Genomic DNA, 17388 nt, shown 5'->3' with positions numbered 1-17388 from the left:
CTGGGGAGGTGGTGCGATGTTCCCTGTTTCGTGCGAACAGAGCCATTCCGCCCTGGGCGGGTTCCTCGCTCCGTGGCCCCTGTCGGTGCTGGACGTCCAGGCACTGCGCCGTACCGGTCTGCGTTCGGTGCCGATGCGTCAGTTCACCCTCAAGGTGCACAGCAGATGCAACCTGACCTGCACGTACTGCTACATCTACCATGGTGAGGACGGCTCCTGGCGCGACCATCCGCCCAAGGTGTCCGCCGCCGTCATGCGACAGACGGCCCACCGGATCGCCGAACACGCGCGCACCCACGGACTGGGCGAGGTCCGAGTCGCTCTGCACGGGGGTGAGCCACTGCTGTCGGGCCCCGGCGTCCTGGTGGACTACGTCCGCACGGTCCGGGCCGCCCTGCCGGCCGACTGCGCACTGCGGGCGACCGTGCAGTCGAACGGCACCCTGCTCACCGAACGGGCCCTGGCCCTGCTGGCCCAGGAGGGCATCCGGGTCGGCCTGAGCCTCGACGGGGGCACCCCCGCGTTCAACAGACGCCGGGTGGACCATGCGGGGCGCCCGTCCTGGCGCCGGGCCCTGCGGGCGGCGCGCCTGCTCGCCCGCCACCCCCAGTCGTACGCCGGACTGCTCTGCACGATCGACGTCACGGCCGACCCGGGGGAGGTCTACCGCTCCCTCGCCGCCCTGCGGCCCCCGGTGCTCGACCTGCTGCTGCCGCACGGCAACTGGTCGAACCCGCCACCGGGACTGCCGGTGCGCGCTCCCGAGACGGCCCGGACCGGCAGCCGGGGCGCCACCCCCTACGGGGACTGGCTGGCCGCGGCCTTCGACCTGTGGTGGGGCAGCCGCTCGGGCGAGGGCCCGCCGCCACGGATCCGCATCTTCTCCGAGATCATCGCCCTGCTGCTGGGGCTGCCCAGCGCGCTGGAGGCCGTCGGGCTGTCGCCGACGGCGGCGATCGTGGTGGAGACCGACGGGCAGATCGAGCAATTGGATTCCCTCAAGCAAACATACGAGGGGGCTGTGGTCACTGGACTGGACGTCTTCCGCAACACCTTCGACGAGTCGCTGGACCATCCGGGCGTGGCAGCTCGGCAGATCGGCGTAGCGGCCCTGGGGGTCACCTGTCGGACCTGTCCCGTCATAGCTGTCTGCGGTGGCGGAAATTATGCCCATCGCTATCGTGAAGGAAGTGGTTTCAGGCATCCATCGGTGTACTGCCATGACCTGGAGCGGCTGATCCGGCATGTCGCGGCGGCACTGGGGCCGGCGATCGGAGGCGAACGTCCTGTTCCGGCCGTTTCGGCGCTGCCTCCCATGGCAATGCCTGACTAGCGGCGACGAGCCGACCAGATGACCGTGCCTGGTTCCGGGTGCGGCCGGACGGCACAGAGTTGGGAGACGATCTCATGGCGGACCGGGCCGGGGGAGCCGGGTCCCATGGCCATTACGTCATCAGCTACGCGGGGTTCAACCGGCCGTGGGCCACCTGGATCGCGCACCAGCTGGAGCAGTTGGGCCATCGGACGACACTGTTGCGCTGGGACCCGCCCGTCAGTGTGTCGCTGACCCGGGCGCTGCGCAGTCTGCTGGACGCGCCCGGGCGGATTCTGCTCGTTCTGGACGACTGGTACTTCAACCTGGGGCCGCGCAGCGACGAGGAGTGGATCACCGCCCTTCGCGAGGTGGTCCCGGAGAACGAGGACCGGTTCGCCGCGGTCAGTGTGGCCACCCGTGCCATCCCGCCCGGCGGCGAGCGCCTGCTCCCCGTCGACCTGCGGGACCTGGACTCCGGTGAGGCCAGGCGGCGCATTCTCGTCCGGCTGGGACTGCCGGCCGTGGAGACGCCGCTGGGCGGTGGCCCAGCCCCGCGATTCCCCAACGATCCGCCGGCCGTGGTCAACATCCCCCGGCGGAACCTTCGTTTCACCGGTCGTGACTGGGCGCTCGACGAACTGCACTCCCGGCTGAACCGGGACGGGGACGGCGTTTCCAGAGTCGCGCTGCGCGGAATCTCGGGCGTGGGCAAGAGCCAGATCGCGATCGAGTACGCACACAGGTTCGGAAACAACTACGACGTCGTCTGGTGGGTCAACGCCGGGTTCCGCGCCACCGCCCGCGAACAGTTCGCCGATCTGGCACCCCGGATGCAGCTGTGGGTGGGCTCGGAACCGGGTGAGCGGATCCGCGCCGTGCACGAGGCGCTGCGCACCGGGAAACCGCACGGACGCTGGCTGGTGATCTTCGACAGCGCGGACGACATGGCACAGGTCGAGGATCTGCTGCCGGAGGGCAACGGCCATGTTCTGGTGACGACACTGACCCAGGACTGGGCCACCTCGGGCCGCCTCTCGGAGATCCCCATCCTGCCGTTCATCCGGGAGGAGTCGATCGCGTACGTCCGCCGCCGCGCCCCCCGCCTGACCGAGCACGACGCCGACAGGCTCGCGGACGCCGTGCAGGACCTGCCGCTGCTGCTGGCCCAGACGGCCGCCTGGCTGGACGCGAACAGGATGCCCGCCAAGGACTACATCGAACTGATCAGCAAGGGCGGGGCCAACCAGATCGGCATCCGTATCTCGGACGACTACCCCATGGGGTTCCAGACCAGCTGGTCGATCACGCTCAACACCCTGGAGGCGAACTACCCGGAGGCTTCCGAGCTGCTCCGCCTGTTCGCGTTGTTCTCGCCGGACGCCATTCCGGTGCACCTCATCCAGACCGCCCACCCGTCCCACCTGCCCAGCCATCTCGCCTCTCTCGCGGCCGACCCGATCCGCTGGTACTCCGCGCTGCAGCGGTTGTCGGAGTCCACTGCGGTACAACTCGCCTACGAGAGTTCGTCGGAGGGCGAACCCCTAGTGGGAGGCGCGACCATGCACCGGCTGTACCACAGCTTCCTGACCAGCACCCTGCCGGAGGAGCGTCGGGAGACGATGTCCTTCGTGGCCTGCGAGGTGCTGGCCGGTGCCGACCCGCGGGATCCCGGCAACGCCGAGCAATGGCCCAGATACGCCGATCTGCTCGCACAGTTGGAGACCTCCGGGGCGCTCGACAGCACCAGGCCGGTAGTGCGCAGACTGGTCCTGAACTGCGTCGAGTACCTGAAATCACGTGAGGAGGGCCGGGACGGACTCGCGCTCTGCGAACAGACCCTGGCCCGCTGGCGGAGCCGTCTGGCACCGGACGACCCCGACATGCTCCAGCTGACCCACCAGCACGCCAACATGCTGCGTCGCGTCGGACGTCTCAACGAGGCCGAGGCCGTGGGGCGCGCCGTCGTGGACCGGCTGGCCGAGGTCAGGACGGCCGACGATCCCGAACTGCTCCGCGCGAAGAACGGGTTGGGCGGCACCCTGAACGTCCTGGGCCGATACCGGGAGGCACATCAGCTCTTCGAAGCAGCCGCGCAGATCGACAGCGTCGACCCCCAGAAGGACTTCCAGGAGAAGTCCAACCTCGCTCTGTCGCTGGTGCTGCTGGGCCAGTACCGGCAGGCGTCCGCACTGCACCGGAAGATCCTTGACGCGCGCCAGAAGGAACTGGGCGAGTCCCACCGCAAGACGCTGATCTCAGGGCTCTACTACGCCTGGACCCTCCGCCTCCTCGGCGACCACGCCGAGGCCACGTCCCGGCAGCGGCGCAACCACCGGCTGTTCTCCGAGGGCGTGGGCCAATGGCACCCGAACACCCTCCTCGCCGAGCACAACCTGGCACTGTGCCTTCGCCGGGGCGGGGACCTGGACAACGCCAAGCGCTCCATGCTGCGCGTCGTGGAACGCAGCCTCCGCAAGCGCGGCTCGCGCGACCCCGACACCCTGCACGCCCAGGCCGACTACGCCACCTTCCTGCGCGAACACGGAGATCTGCACGAGGCGCGAAAACTGGCCGACGTGGTGGCCAACGGCTACCACGACCTGGTCGGGCCCGAGCACCCCTTCTCGATCGGTACAACAGGCAATATCGGCCTCGTCCTGTGGAAGTACGGTGAGCGCGAGGAAGCCCTGAGGATCGCCGAGACCGCCTGGAGCGGGATGGCCGCAGGGGTCGGCGCCGACCACCCGTGGTCCCTCGGCTGCGCCCTCAACCTCTCCGGCGCCCGCAACTACGCCGGAGACGAGGAAGGTGCCGCGCAGCTCAGCGCCGCGACCCTGGAACGGGCCACAGCGGTCCTCGGCGAGAACCACCCTCTGAGCTTGTCCTGCAAGGCCGCGCTCTCCGCTGATCTGCGATCGCTGCGACGGGGTGACGAGGCGGCGAGGCTGGAACAGGAGGCCCTGCACGCCCTCACGGAGAAGTACGGTTCCGGCCATCCCCATACCAAGGCGGTGAGCCGCCGGGACCGCCCCTACTGGGACTTCGAACCGCAGCCGACATGACCGATTCACGTTACCGGTGCGTCATGTGACACACCGTCGACAGGCTGCTAGGGTCACGCCCGTCACACGCGCGATTTTCCATCTAACCTGGAGAAGGCTTGCCTGTTCCTCAGGGCGTGGCGTCTTCTCCGAGCGCCTCGTTTCGAACCAACCAGTCGTTGCCGGATTTCGACGGTCTGGATCTGGCCATCTTGGCTGCGGATACCGAGTATCCCGTCCTGGCCGAGGTGGCCGGGACTCTTCTGTGGCGGGTCGGCTCCCCGGCGCGCGGCGCGTTCTACGAGGACGCGCCCTACGTCCCGGTCGAGCGGCCGTCCCTGATCCGGTGACAGCGGCACCGGCCGTGTGGCCCGTCCAGGGGCTGGACGTCCAGGCGGTCAGGCTTGCCGTCGGCGCCGTCCCCACCCCCTTCCAGCAGTTCGTGCTGAAGGTCCACAGCCGCTGCAACCTCGCCTGCACCTACTGCTACGTCTACGAGGGCCCCGACCAGAGCTGGCGCGAGCGTCCGCGTGCCGTGCCGGCGAGGGTCATGGACGCCGCAGCCCGGCGCATCGGCGAGCATGCCGAGGCTCATCAACTGCACGACGTGCATGTCAATCTGCACGGCGGAGAACCTTTGCTGTCCGGAACCGGACTTCTCGTCCGGTACGTCGCCGCGGTGCGACGGGCCGTGGCCGAACGGGCCGGTGAGTCGTGCCGGGTGCATGTCACCATGCAGACGAACGGGACCCTGCTCACCGACGCGGTCGTCCGCGAACTCGCCGACGCGGGTATCAGGATCGGGGTCAGTCTCGACGGCGGGCTGGCCCGGCACAACAAGGGCCGTGTGGACCGCCGGGGGCGTCCCGCCTGGCCCGCCGCCACCCGCGGGTTACGCATCCTCCGGAGGCACCCGGACTCGTATGCCGGAATTCTCTGCACCATCGACCCCTCGACGGACGCCGTCGAGGTGTACGAGTCGCTGCTGACGTTCGCGCCGCCGAGCCTCGACCTGCTGCTGCCGCACGCCAACTGGACCGCGCCGCCGTCCGGCGCCGGTGACCCCGCGCTCTACGGCCGCTGGCTGGCCACCGTCTTCGACCAGTGGTTCGACGCCGGGCGGGTGCGTACGGCCATTCGGCTGTTCACCGAGATCATCGGGCTGCTCATGGGGCTGCCCAGTGCCACAGAGGCGGTCGGGACGTCGCCCGTGGTCGCGGTTGTCGTCGACACCGACGGGGCGATCGAGCAGGTCGACTCGCTCAAGACCACGTACGCGGGCGCTCCCGTCACCGGATTCGACGTCTTTCGGCACCCCTTCGACCTGGCGCTCGACCATCCCGGCATCGCCGCGCGGCAGCTCGGCCTCGCCGCGCTCTCGTCAACGTGCAGGGACTGTCCGCTTGTTGAGGTGTGCGGGGGCGGAAACTACGCCCACCGGTTCCGGGCCGACTCCGGATTCCTGAATCCGTCCGTCTACTGCCAGGACCTGGACCATCTGATCAGGCACATCGCCGGGCGGCTCAGCGCGGCCGTCGGTGACGCACGATTGCGGGAGCGCTGAGTCGCCGTCAGAATCCCCTTAGAACTGGGGGACTGGGGGCGGGGGATTGAACAAGGTGTTCATCAGCCACAGCACGCGCGGTGACTCCTACGCCACGGCGGTGCGCTCACAGGTCGTACACGGGCTGCGTGAGCGCGGATACGACGTCCTGGTCGACACCGACGGACTTCCGGCCGGGGAGAAATGGCATCCGCGGCTGTACGAGTGGCTGCTGGAGTGCCGGGCCGCTGTGGTCCTGCTCAACCGTTCGGCGCTCGGGTCGTTCTGGGTGCACCGGGAAGTCGACATCCTGATGTGGCGGCACCACTTCAACAGGTCGTTCTTCGTCCTTCCCGCTCCCGTCGGCGACGTGACCCCCGAGGACCTGGACGGAGCCGGGTTCGAGGATCTGATGTCCCTTCAGCTCGTGCAGCGGACCGGGGCGGGCGACGCCGAGAAGGAGCCGCCGGACCCGGCCGAGGCCGCGGCGGTCATCGTCCGGGCGTTCCCGCCGCTGCCGGCCATGCCCGAGGACGACGACCCCGTGCAGCGCTGGGCCGAGGACATCACCGCGCAGCTGAGCCAGGTACGTACGATGAGCCGGCTCGCGCGGATGGGACGTGCCCTCGGGATGCACGACCGGCATCTGGCCGGGGCTCCGGTCACGGATGTCAGCTGCGGCTTCCTCGCCGCGCAGATGCTCCACACGCACGACGCCGTGGCACTGCGCAACGCCATCGGGGAGGTCGCCCGGCACATGGACAGCACGGCTCTCGACCAGCTCGTCCATCTGGTGCTGCCGGTCTGGATCGACGCCACCTCCGCCCGGCACGTGCTGCCGGAGGACAACGGTTCCGGGCCCCGCACGGTCGTCCTCAGCGTGCGCAACCCGGACACCGGGGAGTACTACCTGGGCCGGGCCTTCTGCATGGACTACAGCCGCTACTGGCCCATCGTCGTGAACGCGCCGCCCCCGGGCGAGGAGGACCCGGAGGAGGAGCTCCGCTACCGGTGCGAGCGGACCATCAGGGCCCGGTTCGGGATGACCGACCGGGAACCGCTGTCGAGCGCCCCGCAGTTGCCGAACTGCGACACCTACGTCGTGATCTTCGCCGAACACTGTTCCCTGGACGAGGCGGAGCGCGTCGTCGACTGGCTGCACGGTCAGATTCCCTGGCTGCACGTCCTTCTGATTCCGCAGGACGAACTGACGGACGACGACCCCAGACCCGGACGGCTCGCGGACGCCCTGCTGCTGGTGCCGCCGTTCGGGGCCGACGACGAGCGCATCGCGATCAGGGTCGCCTCCGGGATGCTGAACGACTGGGGGCACGGCAGGGACGGCGACGACGGCAGGCCGGGGCGGTCCCGGGGGAGGGGATGAGCCCGATGGCGGAGCACCGGAGCCCGGAGGGAGCCTTCCTCAGCCCGGACCGGGGGGACGGCGAGATCTACGTGATGTCCCCGCGCATCGACGAGGCGGTGATGGTGGCCCTGGCCACCGGACGGCCATTGCTCCTGCGCGGCCGACCGGGGTCCGGCAAGTCGTCCCTGGCGCCCTTCATCGCCCGACAGCGCGGCTGGCGCTACTACGACCACGTCATCACCTACGCCACCCGGTCCACCGAACTGTTGTGGCGCTACGACAGTGTCCGCCGGCTCGCCGACGCGCAGGCACACCGGCAGGGGGCCGTCGGTCTCGACGACGCCTCGTACGTCGAACCCGGCGTGCTGTGGTGGGCCTTGGCGCCCCAGTCCGCGCGACGGCGGGGGCGGCCGGCCGGACAGGGGGTGGCCGGGACCGAGTGTCTGGACCCGGCCGCCGACGTCAACGCCGGCCGGAGTCCCGATCACGCCGTCGTCCTCATCGACGAGATCGACAAGGCCGATCCCGACGTACCCAACAGCCTTCTGGTGCCGCTGGGTTCGCACCGGTTCACCGTCATGGAGACCGGCACCGAGGTGAGGCTGGAGCGGCCCACCGGAGAGGTCGACCCGCGCTTCTCCCGGCATCTCGTCGTCATCACGACCAACGACGAGCGGGAGCTTCCGCAGGCCTTTCTCCGGCGGTGCGTCGTGGAGACACTTCCCGATCACGACGTGCCGAGTCTGGTCCGGATCGCCCAGGAGCACATGAAGACCTGGCCCGGGAGCGCCGGTGACGGTGAACTGCGGCTGGCCGAGGCGCTCGCCGTGGAACTGGGCAAGGTACGGGAACAGGCGATGACCATCGGGCTGCGCGAACCCAGCACCGCCGAGTTCCTGGACGCGCTGCGCGCCTGCCTCACCCTGGGCATCGGCCTCGGCAGCGAACGCTGGGAGTGGCTGAAGAACTGCGTCCTCATCAAGCGCCAGCAGATCGCGGGGGACGAGTGGTGAGGCCGCTGCCGCGCGAGATCTGGCTCGGCGATGTGGCCCGCGCCGCCACGACTCTCGGCATGACCGACAGGGCCGGCTGGGAACGCGTGGCCGCCCTCCTCGGCCTCGGCCCGGGCACCGGACCCGCACCGCCCGCCGAACCGCCGACGGACGTGGTGGTCCTGCCGCAGCCGGCTCCCGCGCCGGGCGGGAGCGGCCCCACCGACGGCGGGGACCCGCGGTCGTACGCCGAACCACCCGACGCCGCCAGGCCCGCGCGCGCCGACGAGGAGTCCACCCTGCTCGTCCCCGTCGGCCACCGGCCACCGCGCCGCACCGGGTGGGCCGTCGACCCGCTGCCCGCTCCCCGGTCCACCCCCATGGCCGAAGCCGCCGCGCCCCCGCACCTGCCGCTCCTCGCACCCCGCTCGACCGCGGCCGTGCTCCACGCGGCTCTCGCCCGCGTCACGTCCGAGGGCGACCTCGACGTCGAACGGGCCGCCGACCACCTGGCCCGCGGACTGCCGCTCGACGAGATCCCGCGCCGTCCCCTGCCCACCCTGCGCTACGGAGTGCAGATCCTCGCCGACATCTCCGCCTCGACGGAACCCTTCGCCCGGGACGTCGAGGACGTCATCGACCAGGTCCGCAGTCTGGTCGGTGTCGCCGGGACACGAGTACTGCGCTTCGCCGACTGCCCGTCGCGAGGCGTCGGCGCCGGCCCACGCGGCACCTGGCGGCCCTACCGGCCGCCCCAGCACGGCACCCGGGTACTGATCCTCTCCGGCCTCGGCAAGGTCGGCCCGGTGTTCGACCCGCATCGCAGCACCGAACGCGAATGGCGGGAGATCCTGCTCCGGATCAGACAGCACGGCTGCGACACGGTGGCTCTGGTGCCGCTTCCCGAACGGCTCTGGCCGTCGTGGTGGCAGTCCCTGATGCGGGTGGTGGTCTGGGACCGGGGGACCACTGTGGGACGGGTTGTCAGGGGGGCGCGATGAGGCTCCCCGCCCGGGTCCGGGCGCCGGTCCGGGCCGGTTCCCGATGAGCCCCCCGGCCCGGCAGGGTCATGAACTCGCCGTTCTGCTGAGCGTCGCGAGCCGTATCGAGCCCGATCTGATGCGCGCGGTGCGGATCACGGTGGCTCCCCTGCTCGACGTGTCCGCCGAGGTCGACCTGTGGTTCGGGAACCTCGTGGAGCGACGCGGGTACGGCTATGTCTCGCTCCGCGGCGACCTGTTGCCGTCGTTGCGTGCCGAACTCGCCGACCGGCTCGCCGGTTCACCGTCCGGGGCACCCGTGCACACCCTGTGGTCCGTGATCGAACGCCTGCACAAGGACCGCTCGCCGGCCCTGTTCGCCGAGGAGTGGGCCACCTGGCTCGCGGTCCGGGACGCCGCGGGTGCCGACCTGGCCATCGAACGCGCGTTGAAACCCGCGCTGCGGGCCCTGGTCGAGCAGGGCCGGGACGGGGTCGCCCGCTGGTTCGCCGGTGCCTGGCCAAGGCTGCCCGATCCGGTCCGCCGTACCACCACCGCCTGGCAGCTCGCCACGGTCACCAGCGCCCGGTTGTCCGGAGTGAGTCTTCGGCCCGACCTTCCGGAGCGCCTTTCGGTGACCGACATCGGGTTGATCGCGGCCCGACTGCCCCGGGTACCGCTCCGGGTGCGCCGGTACGGCCCGGATCTGCTGCTCGGCGAACGGGCCGACGGCGTGGGTGGCTTCACCATCGAGGTGCCGGACACCGACCCCAGAGTGCTGGACCTGCTCGACGAACCGTTGTCCCGGACCCTGCTGGTGAGCAGGGGAGCCACCGCCACCGAACGAGTCGGCTGGGGGCCGGTCCGACTGCTCGCGGCCGACGGCGCCGTCTACGAGTTGCCCGCCCCCAGCCCTCTGCCGGAACGCCCGGCAGGGTTGCAGCGGTCCGCCGCGCCCGACCGGCGGATCACCGTCGCCCACACCGGTGCCAGCCAGGCCTGGGGTGCCTGGGTCGCCGACCAGGCGCGGGACGCCGGGTTCGGTGTGACGGCGGTGGCGTGGCACCCGGATCCGGGTCGGGTGCTGTGGGACGAACTCGGGGAGCTGCTGCGCGGACCGGGGCGGACGCTCCTCGTCCTGGGCGACACCGACTGCCGGCTCGGCGGGCGCGGCGACGACGAGTGGAACGCAGCCCTGCCCGAGGCCGCCGCCGACTGGCCGGGGCAGCTGGCGGCGGTGCTTGTCGGCGCGGGCGAACGGCCTTCAGCCCTGCGGGCGTTGCCGCTCGCCGATCTGCGCGGAGTCGACGAACGCGAGGCCGTGCACCGCCTGTTCACCCTCCTCGGTGCTTCGCTGTCGGCCACCGGAACCGGAAACGGCGACCGTCGCACCGCCGACCTCCGGTTCCCCGGCACCGCACCCGCCGTCTCCAACGCCCCGCTTCGCAACCCTCGGTTCACCGGCCGCGAAGCCCTGCTCGCCCGGACCAGGCAGACGCTGCTCGCCCCGGGCCCGGAACCCGGTGCGGCGGACCACCACCGCTGTGTGCTGCTCGGACCGTCCGGTACGGGCAAGACCCAGACGGCCACCGAGTACGTGCACCGGTACGGCAACGTCTACGACGTGGTGTGGTGGATCAGCGCGGGATTCCAGGGCACGGCCCGGGAGCAACTCGCCGAACTGGCACCGAAGTTGGGCCTCACCGCCGGGCAGGGCATCGGTAACCGGATCCGTGCGGTCCAGGCCGCGCTGCGTATCGGGCAGCCGTACCACCGCTGGCTGCTGGTCCTGGACCGTGCCGACGACATGACCGAGATCGAGGACCTGCTGCCGGAGGGCGCCGGGCACGTCCTCATCACGTCCAACAGCCCGGCGTGGGCCGACAACGAACGCGTCCACCGCATCGACGTACCGCCCTTCTCCCGCGCGGAGTCGATCGCGTACACCAGGAGCCGTGCCTCCCGGCTGAATCTCGCCGAGGCCGATCTGCTCGCCGAAGCGGTGCAGGATCTGCCGCTGCTGTTGTCCCACACGGCGGCCTGGCTGGACGCCAACCCCATGCCGGTCGCCGAGTATCTGGACCTCGTCCACGACGCCCACCGCGGCCGGCTGGACCAACCCGTCACCGGTGGCGCGGCGGCCGGGTACCCGCGGGCGTTGGAGAGCAGTTGGTCGATCACCCTGGCCTCGCTCCAGGAACACCATCCCGCCGCCGCCGAACTCCTGAAGCTCTTCACCTGCTTCTCGCCGGACGCCGTCCCGGTGGGACTGCTGTGGAGGGAACGCCCGGCCAGTCTGCCGCCGCGCATCGCGGCACTGGCGGCCGACCGGCGGGCCTGGGACGAGGCCGTGCTGCGGCTGGCCGAGACGTCGGCCGTGCGGCTGGTCTTCGGGGAGGACGGGGTGGAGCGGGCGGAGGTGCACCGCCTCTACCACTCGCTGCTGCGGGAGGGCCTCGGCGAGGACGAGCGCGATCTGCTCTCCCGGGTCGCCTGCGACACCCTGGCGGCCGCGGACCCGGGCGACCCTCTCGACACCCGTACGTGGTCGCGCTACGGCGAGCTGATACCGCACCTGGAGATCTCCGGAGCGCTGGACAGCAGGCGCGAGCTGGTGTTCCAACTGGTGCTGAACTGCGTCAACTACCTCCGCGGCCGGGGTGAGGCACGTACCGGGTTGTGGCTGTGCGAGTTGACCATCGCACGGTGGCACAGCCGGATGGCGCCCGACAGCAGCGAGATGCTCATCCTCACCCATCAGCACGCGAACATGCTGCGCAGGACCGGACGTTACCGCGAGGCGGAAGCGGTGGGACGGGCGGTTGTCGAGCGGTTGTCCGTGCGGCGGCCGGACGACGACCCTGCTCTCCTGCGGGCCAAGAACGGGCTGGGGGGCACGCTGGTCGCGTTGGGTGTGTACCGCGAGGCGTACGAGTTGTTCCACGACGTGTACCGGTCGTCCGGCCCGGACGACGACGTGCCGAGCAGTCAGGCCCGTTCCAATCTCGCCAACGCCGCTGCCCTGCTCGGCCGGTACCAGGAGTCCTTCGACGGGTACACCGCGCTCACGTCGCGGCGGCGCGAGCAGATCGGCCGGCATCACCACCAGACGCTGTACACCGAGATGCGCTGCTGCTGGACCCTGCGGCTGCTCGGCCGCTACGCCGAGGCCCTGGACCGGCAGGTCGTCAATGTGCGGGACTACCACGCGGTCATGGGCCGGTACAGCGTCAATTCCATGATCGCCGAGCACAACCACGCACTGTGCCTGCGGCGATCGGGCCGGCTGTCCCGCGCGGACGAGCTGATGCGGGAGGTGGTGGAGCTGGCCCGTCAGCTCCACGGCCCACGTCATCCCGCGGCGCTCTTCGTGGTGGCCGACTACGCGTCCCTGCTGCGGGAGCAGAACGATGTGGAGCGCGCGTGGACCCTCGCGGACACCGTCGCGCGGGACTACGCGGACCTGCTCGGAGACGCCCATCCGTTCTCGGTGGGCACGGCCGGCAACGTCGGCCTCACCCTGTGGGAGTCGGGGGACCGGGACCAGGCGCTCCGCGTCGCCGAACAGGCACAGCGGGGCATGGTGGCCGCGATGGGCACCGATCACCCCTGGTCGTTGGGGTGTGCGTTGAACGTCTCGGGCGCCCGCAGCCTGGCCGGGGACCACGAAGGCGCCGCCCGCCGCAGCAAGGACGCCATGGAACGTACGGCGCGAGCCCTCGGCAGTACGCATCCGCTGACCCTGCTCTGCAAGGCCGCCCTCGCCGCCGACCTGCGCTCCCTGCGGCAGACCGACGCGGCCGACCGCCTGCGGCAGGAGACGCTCGGGCAGCTCGTCGAGGCGCTGGGGGCCGACAGCCCGTTCACCCTGGCGGTGCGCCAGGGTGAACGCCCGTGCTGGGACTTCGAACCGCAGCCGGAGTGACCTGTGCACTCCGGCCGCCGGGTCACCGCGCCCTACGGCTTCCGGGCCACCGCCCCGTACATGGCGATGTCCTCGTCCCTGATCCCCTCGCCGCTCGTGGCGTCCGGGTGCCACTTGTGCACCTGGACGATGCCCGGCTCGACCAGGTCGAGGCCCTCGAAGAACTCCTCCGCCTCCGGGAACGTACGCAGGCGCATCGGCATGTTGCGGGCCTTGTACTCGCGGGCGACCCGGCCCACCTCCTCCGGGGCGAACTCGGCGGTGCCGATGGTCATCGCCAGGTAGCTGCCCGAGGGGAGGGGTTCGAGGAGACGGCGGACGATGCCCACCGCGTCGTCCTCGTCCATGACGAAGTGGACGATGGCGATCACCGTGAGGGCGACCGGCTTGGTCAGGTCGAGGGTCTCGCGGAAGTCGGGGGAGTCGAGAATGGCCTCCGGGTGCTGGAAGTCGGCCTCGATGTACGCCGTCCGGCCCTCAGGCGTGCTGGCCAGCAGGCCCTGGGAGAGAGTGAGGACGATCGGGTCGTTGTCGACGTAGACCACCCGGGACTCGGGGGCCACCGACTGGGCGATCTCGTGCAGGTTGGGGGAGGTGGGGATGCCGGTGCCTATGTCGAGGAACTGGCGGATGCCCGCCTCCTTGGCGAGGTAGGCCACCGCACGGTTCATCCAGTCGCGGTTGGCCTTCATGTGGATCGGCAGGGCGGGCCACTCGTGCGACATGGCGTCGCCCGCTTCCTTGTCGGCGGGGTAGTAGTCCTTGCCGCCGAGGATGTAGTCGTAGATCCGCGCGGAGTGTGCGTTCTCCGTGTCGATTCGGTCGGCCGGCCATCCGTTGTCGGGCACGGGGCCCCTCCCATACAGGTCGTGAGTCTGAGCCGAGTCATTCAAGTCTCAGTAAAATCAAGCCAGTTCAGAGCAGAAAGTCTGCGACACCCGCCTTGACGCCGGCCAGGAAACTCGTCATCTCGTGCGGGGTGAAGACCAGGGCCGGACTGTCGGGGTCGGTCGACTGCCGGACGGCGACCCGGCCGTCGGCGAGCTTCTTCACTTCGACGCAGGCACCGCCCGCGTCGTCGCTCCACGGCTTGGACCAGCCCCGGGAACCGAGTTCACGGGCCGGCATGCCGTTGCGTACGGGGTGGGAGTGGCCGGAGTGGTTGGGGTGGGCGTGCGTGTGATGGGGGTGCGTGGGGTGGTGCATGTCAGAGCTCCTTGCGAATCGCACCGAGGAGGGCCTCGGTCTTTCTGGCGGGCGCCGACTGCGCGCCCAACCGGTCCAGAGCCTCTCGATAGACGACGACGTCGTCGCCCTTGTCGAGATACACCGCGCCGACCAGACCGCTCAGATAGACGATGTCCGGCAACTCGGGTGCCCTGAACCGGAAGAGATGGAACGCTCCGGCCCGCATCGCGGGATGCGGGCCGTTGCCGAACGGCATGATCTGCAGGGTCACATGGGGCAGCGCGTTCATCGCGATCAGATGGTCGATCTGCGCGCGCATCACCTCCGGACCGCCGACCGGCCACCGCAGCACGGTCTCGTCCATCACGATCCACACCCGCGGCGGCGCCGGGCGGGTGAGCAGTTCCTGGCGGCGCAGGCGCAGCGCCACCCGGCGGTCCGTCGCCTCCGACGAGCCGTGCGGATTGCCGGCGCCCAGCAGCGCCCGCGCGTAGTCCGCCGTCTGGAACAGACCCGGCACGAACTGCGCCTCGTACGCACGGATCTGCAACGCCGCCTGTTCCAGGCTCAGATACGCGGCGAACCAGTCGGGCAGTACGTCCCGGTAGTTGTGCCACCAGCCGCGCTTGTTGGCCTCGCGGACCGACTTCAGGAACGTGTCGATCTCCTGATGGTCCGTCACCCCGTACGTCTGCAGCAGCTTCTCGACGTCCGGCAGGCGGAGCCGGGCCACCTTGGCCGCTTCCATCCTGCGGATCGTGGAGTGGCTGACGCCGATCGCCACACCCGCGTCCTCGAACGTGAGACCGGCGCGCGTCCGCAGCTCCTCCAGCTGTCTGCCGAGGATCATGCGCAGGACGGAGGGGGCGCCGCCCCAGTCGGTCTCCGCGGTCACGCCTACCCCCTCACACCGGGCTCAGGGTTGCAGTCTGTCACGATCATCTTTCGACGGGAGCAGCATGCACCCCACAAATTGCAAATTTCAACTTGCTGGTTGCGAGCCGTTGTTGTCAGGTGTCACAGTGTTCGTACCTTCCCGGAAACGGTGAACGACGAGATTGAACGGCCCAGTTGGGGGAGAAGGGGCCGCAACCTGCGCTGTTTTGATGCGGGTTGACCTGCTCGCGGATCACATTCGGGGCGGTGTCGCACCGGCCAGGGTGCGCAGGCAACGAAAGGCGAACGGCGATGGCTCCGCCCTCCCTCCCCCAGCCACTCGGCCGAATGCCCAGCGGCCGGCTTGCCGGCCACGCGGCCCACCCCGATCACCCGGACCACCTTCCTCACTCTCCGCAGTCGGACATGTTCGGTCTGCCCGCGACTCCCGCCTCCGTGAGCGCCGCCCGCCGGAAGGTGCGCGAGCTGCTCGACACCTGGGGGGTCGACACCGACACCTCCGACAACGCCCTTCTGGTGACCTCCGAGCTCGTCACCAACGCCCTCACCCACACCGCCAGCGAGCGGATCGTGTGCCGGCTTCACCTCTCCGCCGGGCGGCTGCACCTCGAGGTCGAGGACGAGAACCGCGGCGGGACCCTGCCGGCCCAGCGCAGGCCCGGCCCCGACGAGCAGTGCGGACGCGGACTCCTGCTGGTCGGGATGCTGAGCAGCGACTGGGGCGTCCGCGACGCCCCGCACGGTTCCGGGCGTGTCGTCTGGGCCGAACTCCTCACGGAGCAGGCCAAGTCGGCCGACACCGTCCCGCCGGCGGCGCCGGCCACGGCATCGGCGCCGGCCACGGCATCGGCGCCGGCCACGGTGGCGACAACGGCCACGGCGGTGACAACGGCCGGGGCATCGGCAACGGCATCGGTACCGGTCACGGCATCGGCGCCGGCCGCAGCGACGGTTCCTGCCGAGATGCCGGCGCCGGTCGCGGGAGTGGCTCCCGCCGAGCGCGCGTCGGCCGCCGAGAGCGCCGTCGTCGAGCCGGACGCACCGGCCCCGGCCGGATCCACCGACGTCCTCCCCCCGACTCCTCCCCCCGCCCACGCCGCCGCACCCGTACCCGCCTTTCCCCCGACCGCACCCGCCCCCCACGCCATACAGGCCGCCGCACCCGCCTTCTGGCACCCGTCGGCCCTGCACCGCACCCGGCCCGTCCCCCACTCGGCCGAAGGACTCGCCTCACATGGACCGTATGGAACGCCAGCACCGCACCCCCCGTACTCCCGCTCCTGACCAGCGCCCGCACAGCACGTACAGCCCGCAGAGCCCACACACTCCGTACGGCCCGGTCGCGTATCCGTCCTGCGCGACCCACTCGTCCCACCCGCCCTACGCCTCCCTCATGCCTCGCCCCGTGCGGTCCGCCCCCCGCTTCACGTCCTCGCCGCTCGACGCGCCCCCCTCGACGAAGCCCCCGCGTGAGCACTCCGGCCGCTCCGGCCACGCCGGTCGCCCTGGCCACCTCGTCCTCCCCGCCCGGCTGACCGCCCGCCTCGGTTGCGACGCCGTGGGTACGCTCCCTGAGCACGGGCAGCGGATCATGGACGCCCTGCCCCGCGTCGGCTGCGTCTTCGCCGACGAGCAGCGCTGGTGGTGGATCGTCCCGTCCGGATCCGACCTCGGTGTCACCTGGCCGCCCGGCACCCGTTACGTCGTCGGTGCCCAGTCGGCCGACCCGTCCTGGACGCGCACCCGGCCGGCGTCCCCGTCCGCCCGGCCCCGGCTGATCCACAGCCCCGAGGGCGACTCCCCGTACACCCCGCCGATACCGCTGTACGTACTCGCCTGCCGCCTGGCCGGCCGTGTTCCCGGTTGGTCGCCCGGCGCGGGCGGCTGAGTCCGCCAACTCCCTTACGGATCCCCTGAGGCGAAAGGTCTCGGGGGATCTTGACGGCACAAATGTTACCGGTAACATTTGTGCCGTCCCCGCACCGGCGCGAGGGCGAGGGTCAGCCGCGTTCTCGACCACAGGCGACGGGAGTCCACGTGACCGATCAACCCACCGGACGACCGTCGGTCACCGGGCGACGGGCCTTCGCGGCGCCCCGTGCGACCCCGGCCGTTCCGGCCCTCGGCCCTGTCGTCCTGGC

Annotated in this window: 13 protein-coding genes; 10 read left to right on the top strand and 3 right to left on the bottom strand. The window is 70.8% G+C overall.

Annotated elements, in window-relative coordinates; genetic code table 11:
* Positions 1-16: 16 nt before the first annotated feature.
* The 8 genes from OG595_RS08480 to fxsT (OG595_RS08445) all read left to right on the top strand — a co-directional run bounded on the left by OG595_RS08480 (position 17) and on the right by fxsT (OG595_RS08445) (position 13162).
* Positions 17-1333, top strand: a complete 1317-nt coding sequence (locus tag OG595_RS08480) for an FxsB family cyclophane-forming radical SAM/SPASM peptide maturase (protein WP_329269597.1) — start codon at positions 17-19, stop codon at positions 1331-1333.
* 74 nt (positions 1334-1407) lie between these two features.
* Positions 1408-4377, top strand: coding sequence for an FxSxx-COOH system tetratricopeptide repeat protein (gene fxsT / locus OG595_RS08475; RefSeq protein ID WP_329269595.1), 2970 nt, complete (start codon positions 1408-1410; stop codon positions 4375-4377).
* Between the two features lie 191 nt (positions 4378-4568).
* Entirely contained in the window at positions 4569-4706 is a 138-nt protein-coding gene (locus OG595_RS08470; protein WP_329269593.1) for a hypothetical protein, read from the top strand.
* The gene (locus OG595_RS08465; protein ID WP_329269591.1) at positions 4703-5920 is read left to right on the top strand and encodes an FxsB family cyclophane-forming radical SAM/SPASM peptide maturase; all 1218 of its coding nucleotides are present in this window, start codon (positions 4703-4705) and stop codon (positions 5918-5920) included. The genes OG595_RS08470 and OG595_RS08465 overlap by 4 nt, the downstream gene beginning before the upstream one ends.
* Before the next feature lie 55 nt (positions 5921-5975).
* On the top strand, positions 5976-7283 hold the full coding sequence (locus OG595_RS08460; protein WP_329282729.1) for a toll/interleukin-1 receptor domain-containing protein: 1308 nt from the start codon (positions 5976-5978) through the stop codon (positions 7281-7283).
* A gap of 5 nt (positions 7284-7288) precedes the next feature.
* On the top strand, positions 7289-8278 hold the full coding sequence (locus tag OG595_RS08455; protein ID WP_329269589.1) for a MoxR family ATPase: 990 nt from the start codon (positions 7289-7291) through the stop codon (positions 8276-8278).
* Positions 8275-9258, top strand: coding sequence for a hypothetical protein (locus OG595_RS08450; protein ID WP_329269587.1), 984 nt, complete (start codon positions 8275-8277; stop codon positions 9256-9258). Before OG595_RS08455 ends, OG595_RS08450 begins: the two co-directional genes overlap by 4 nt.
* 43 nt (positions 9259-9301) lie before the next feature.
* Positions 9302-13162 (top strand): FxSxx-COOH system tetratricopeptide repeat protein, encoded by a 3861-nt coding sequence (fxsT, locus tag OG595_RS08445; protein WP_329269586.1) that lies wholly within the window; start codon positions 9302-9304, stop codon positions 13160-13162.
* Between the two features lie 32 nt (positions 13163-13194).
* Here the strand turns inward: fxsT (OG595_RS08445) and OG595_RS08440 are convergent, their stop codons facing one another.
* The 3 genes from OG595_RS08440 to OG595_RS08430 form a co-directional block, all read right to left on the bottom strand.
* Positions 13195-14010: an SAM-dependent methyltransferase gene (locus OG595_RS08440; protein WP_189147246.1), complete on the bottom strand. Its 816-nt coding sequence runs from the start codon at positions 14008-14010 to the stop codon at positions 13195-13197.
* 67 nt (positions 14011-14077) lie between these two features.
* Complete coding sequence (locus OG595_RS08435; RefSeq protein WP_443072980.1) at positions 14078-14368, bottom strand: DUF397 domain-containing protein; 291 nt, start codon at positions 14366-14368, stop codon at positions 14078-14080.
* Between the two features lies 1 nt (position 14369).
* Positions 14370-15245, bottom strand: a complete 876-nt coding sequence (locus OG595_RS08430) for a helix-turn-helix domain-containing protein (protein WP_329269582.1) — start codon at positions 15243-15245, stop codon at positions 14370-14372.
* Between the two features lie 407 nt (positions 15246-15652).
* Between OG595_RS08430 and OG595_RS08425 the strand changes: the two genes are divergently transcribed.
* Positions 15653-16531 (top strand): ATP-binding protein, encoded by an 879-nt coding sequence (locus OG595_RS08425; protein ID WP_329269581.1) that lies wholly within the window; start codon positions 15653-15655, stop codon positions 16529-16531.
* 109 nt (positions 16532-16640) lie between these two features.
* On the top strand, positions 16641-17135 hold the full coding sequence (locus tag OG595_RS08420; protein WP_329269577.1) for a hypothetical protein: 495 nt from the start codon (positions 16641-16643) through the stop codon (positions 17133-17135).
* Positions 17136-17388: the final 253 nt, after the last annotated feature.

This window comes from Streptomyces sp. NBC_01451 (genome assembly GCF_036227485.1).
In the GTDB taxonomy this organism is placed as follows: Bacteria; Actinomycetota; Actinomycetes; order Streptomycetales; family Streptomycetaceae; genus Streptomyces.
The sequence above is the reverse complement of the archived record's forward strand: the minus strand, read 5'-3'. Positions and strand labels throughout refer to the sequence as shown.

What these genes read in the sequence shown, in the direction of transcription:
- OG595_RS08420 (WP_329269577.1), top strand. Translation starts at nt 16,641, where the DNA reads ATGCCTCGCCCCGTGCGGTCCGCCCCCCGCTTCACGTCCTCGCCGCTC.
- OG595_RS08425 (WP_329269581.1), top strand. Translation starts at nt 15,653, where the DNA reads ATGTTCGGTCTGCCCGCGACTCCCGCCTCCGTGAGCGCCGCCCGCCGG.
- OG595_RS08455 (WP_329269589.1), top strand. Translation starts at nt 7,289, where the DNA reads ATGGCGGAGCACCGGAGCCCGGAGGGAGCCTTCCTCAGCCCGGACCGG.
- fxsT (WP_329269586.1), top strand. Translation starts at nt 9,302, where the DNA reads ATGAGCCCCCCGGCCCGGCAGGGTCATGAACTCGCCGTTCTGCTGAGC.
- fxsT (WP_329269595.1), top strand. Translation starts at nt 1,408, where the DNA reads ATGGCGGACCGGGCCGGGGGAGCCGGGTCCCATGGCCATTACGTCATC.
- OG595_RS08480 (WP_329269597.1), top strand. Translation starts at nt 17, where the DNA reads ATGTTCCCTGTTTCGTGCGAACAGAGCCATTCCGCCCTGGGCGGGTTC.
- OG595_RS08435 (WP_443072980.1), bottom strand. Translation starts at nt 14,368, where the DNA reads ATGCACCACCCCACGCACCCCCATCACACGCACGCCCACCCCAACCAC.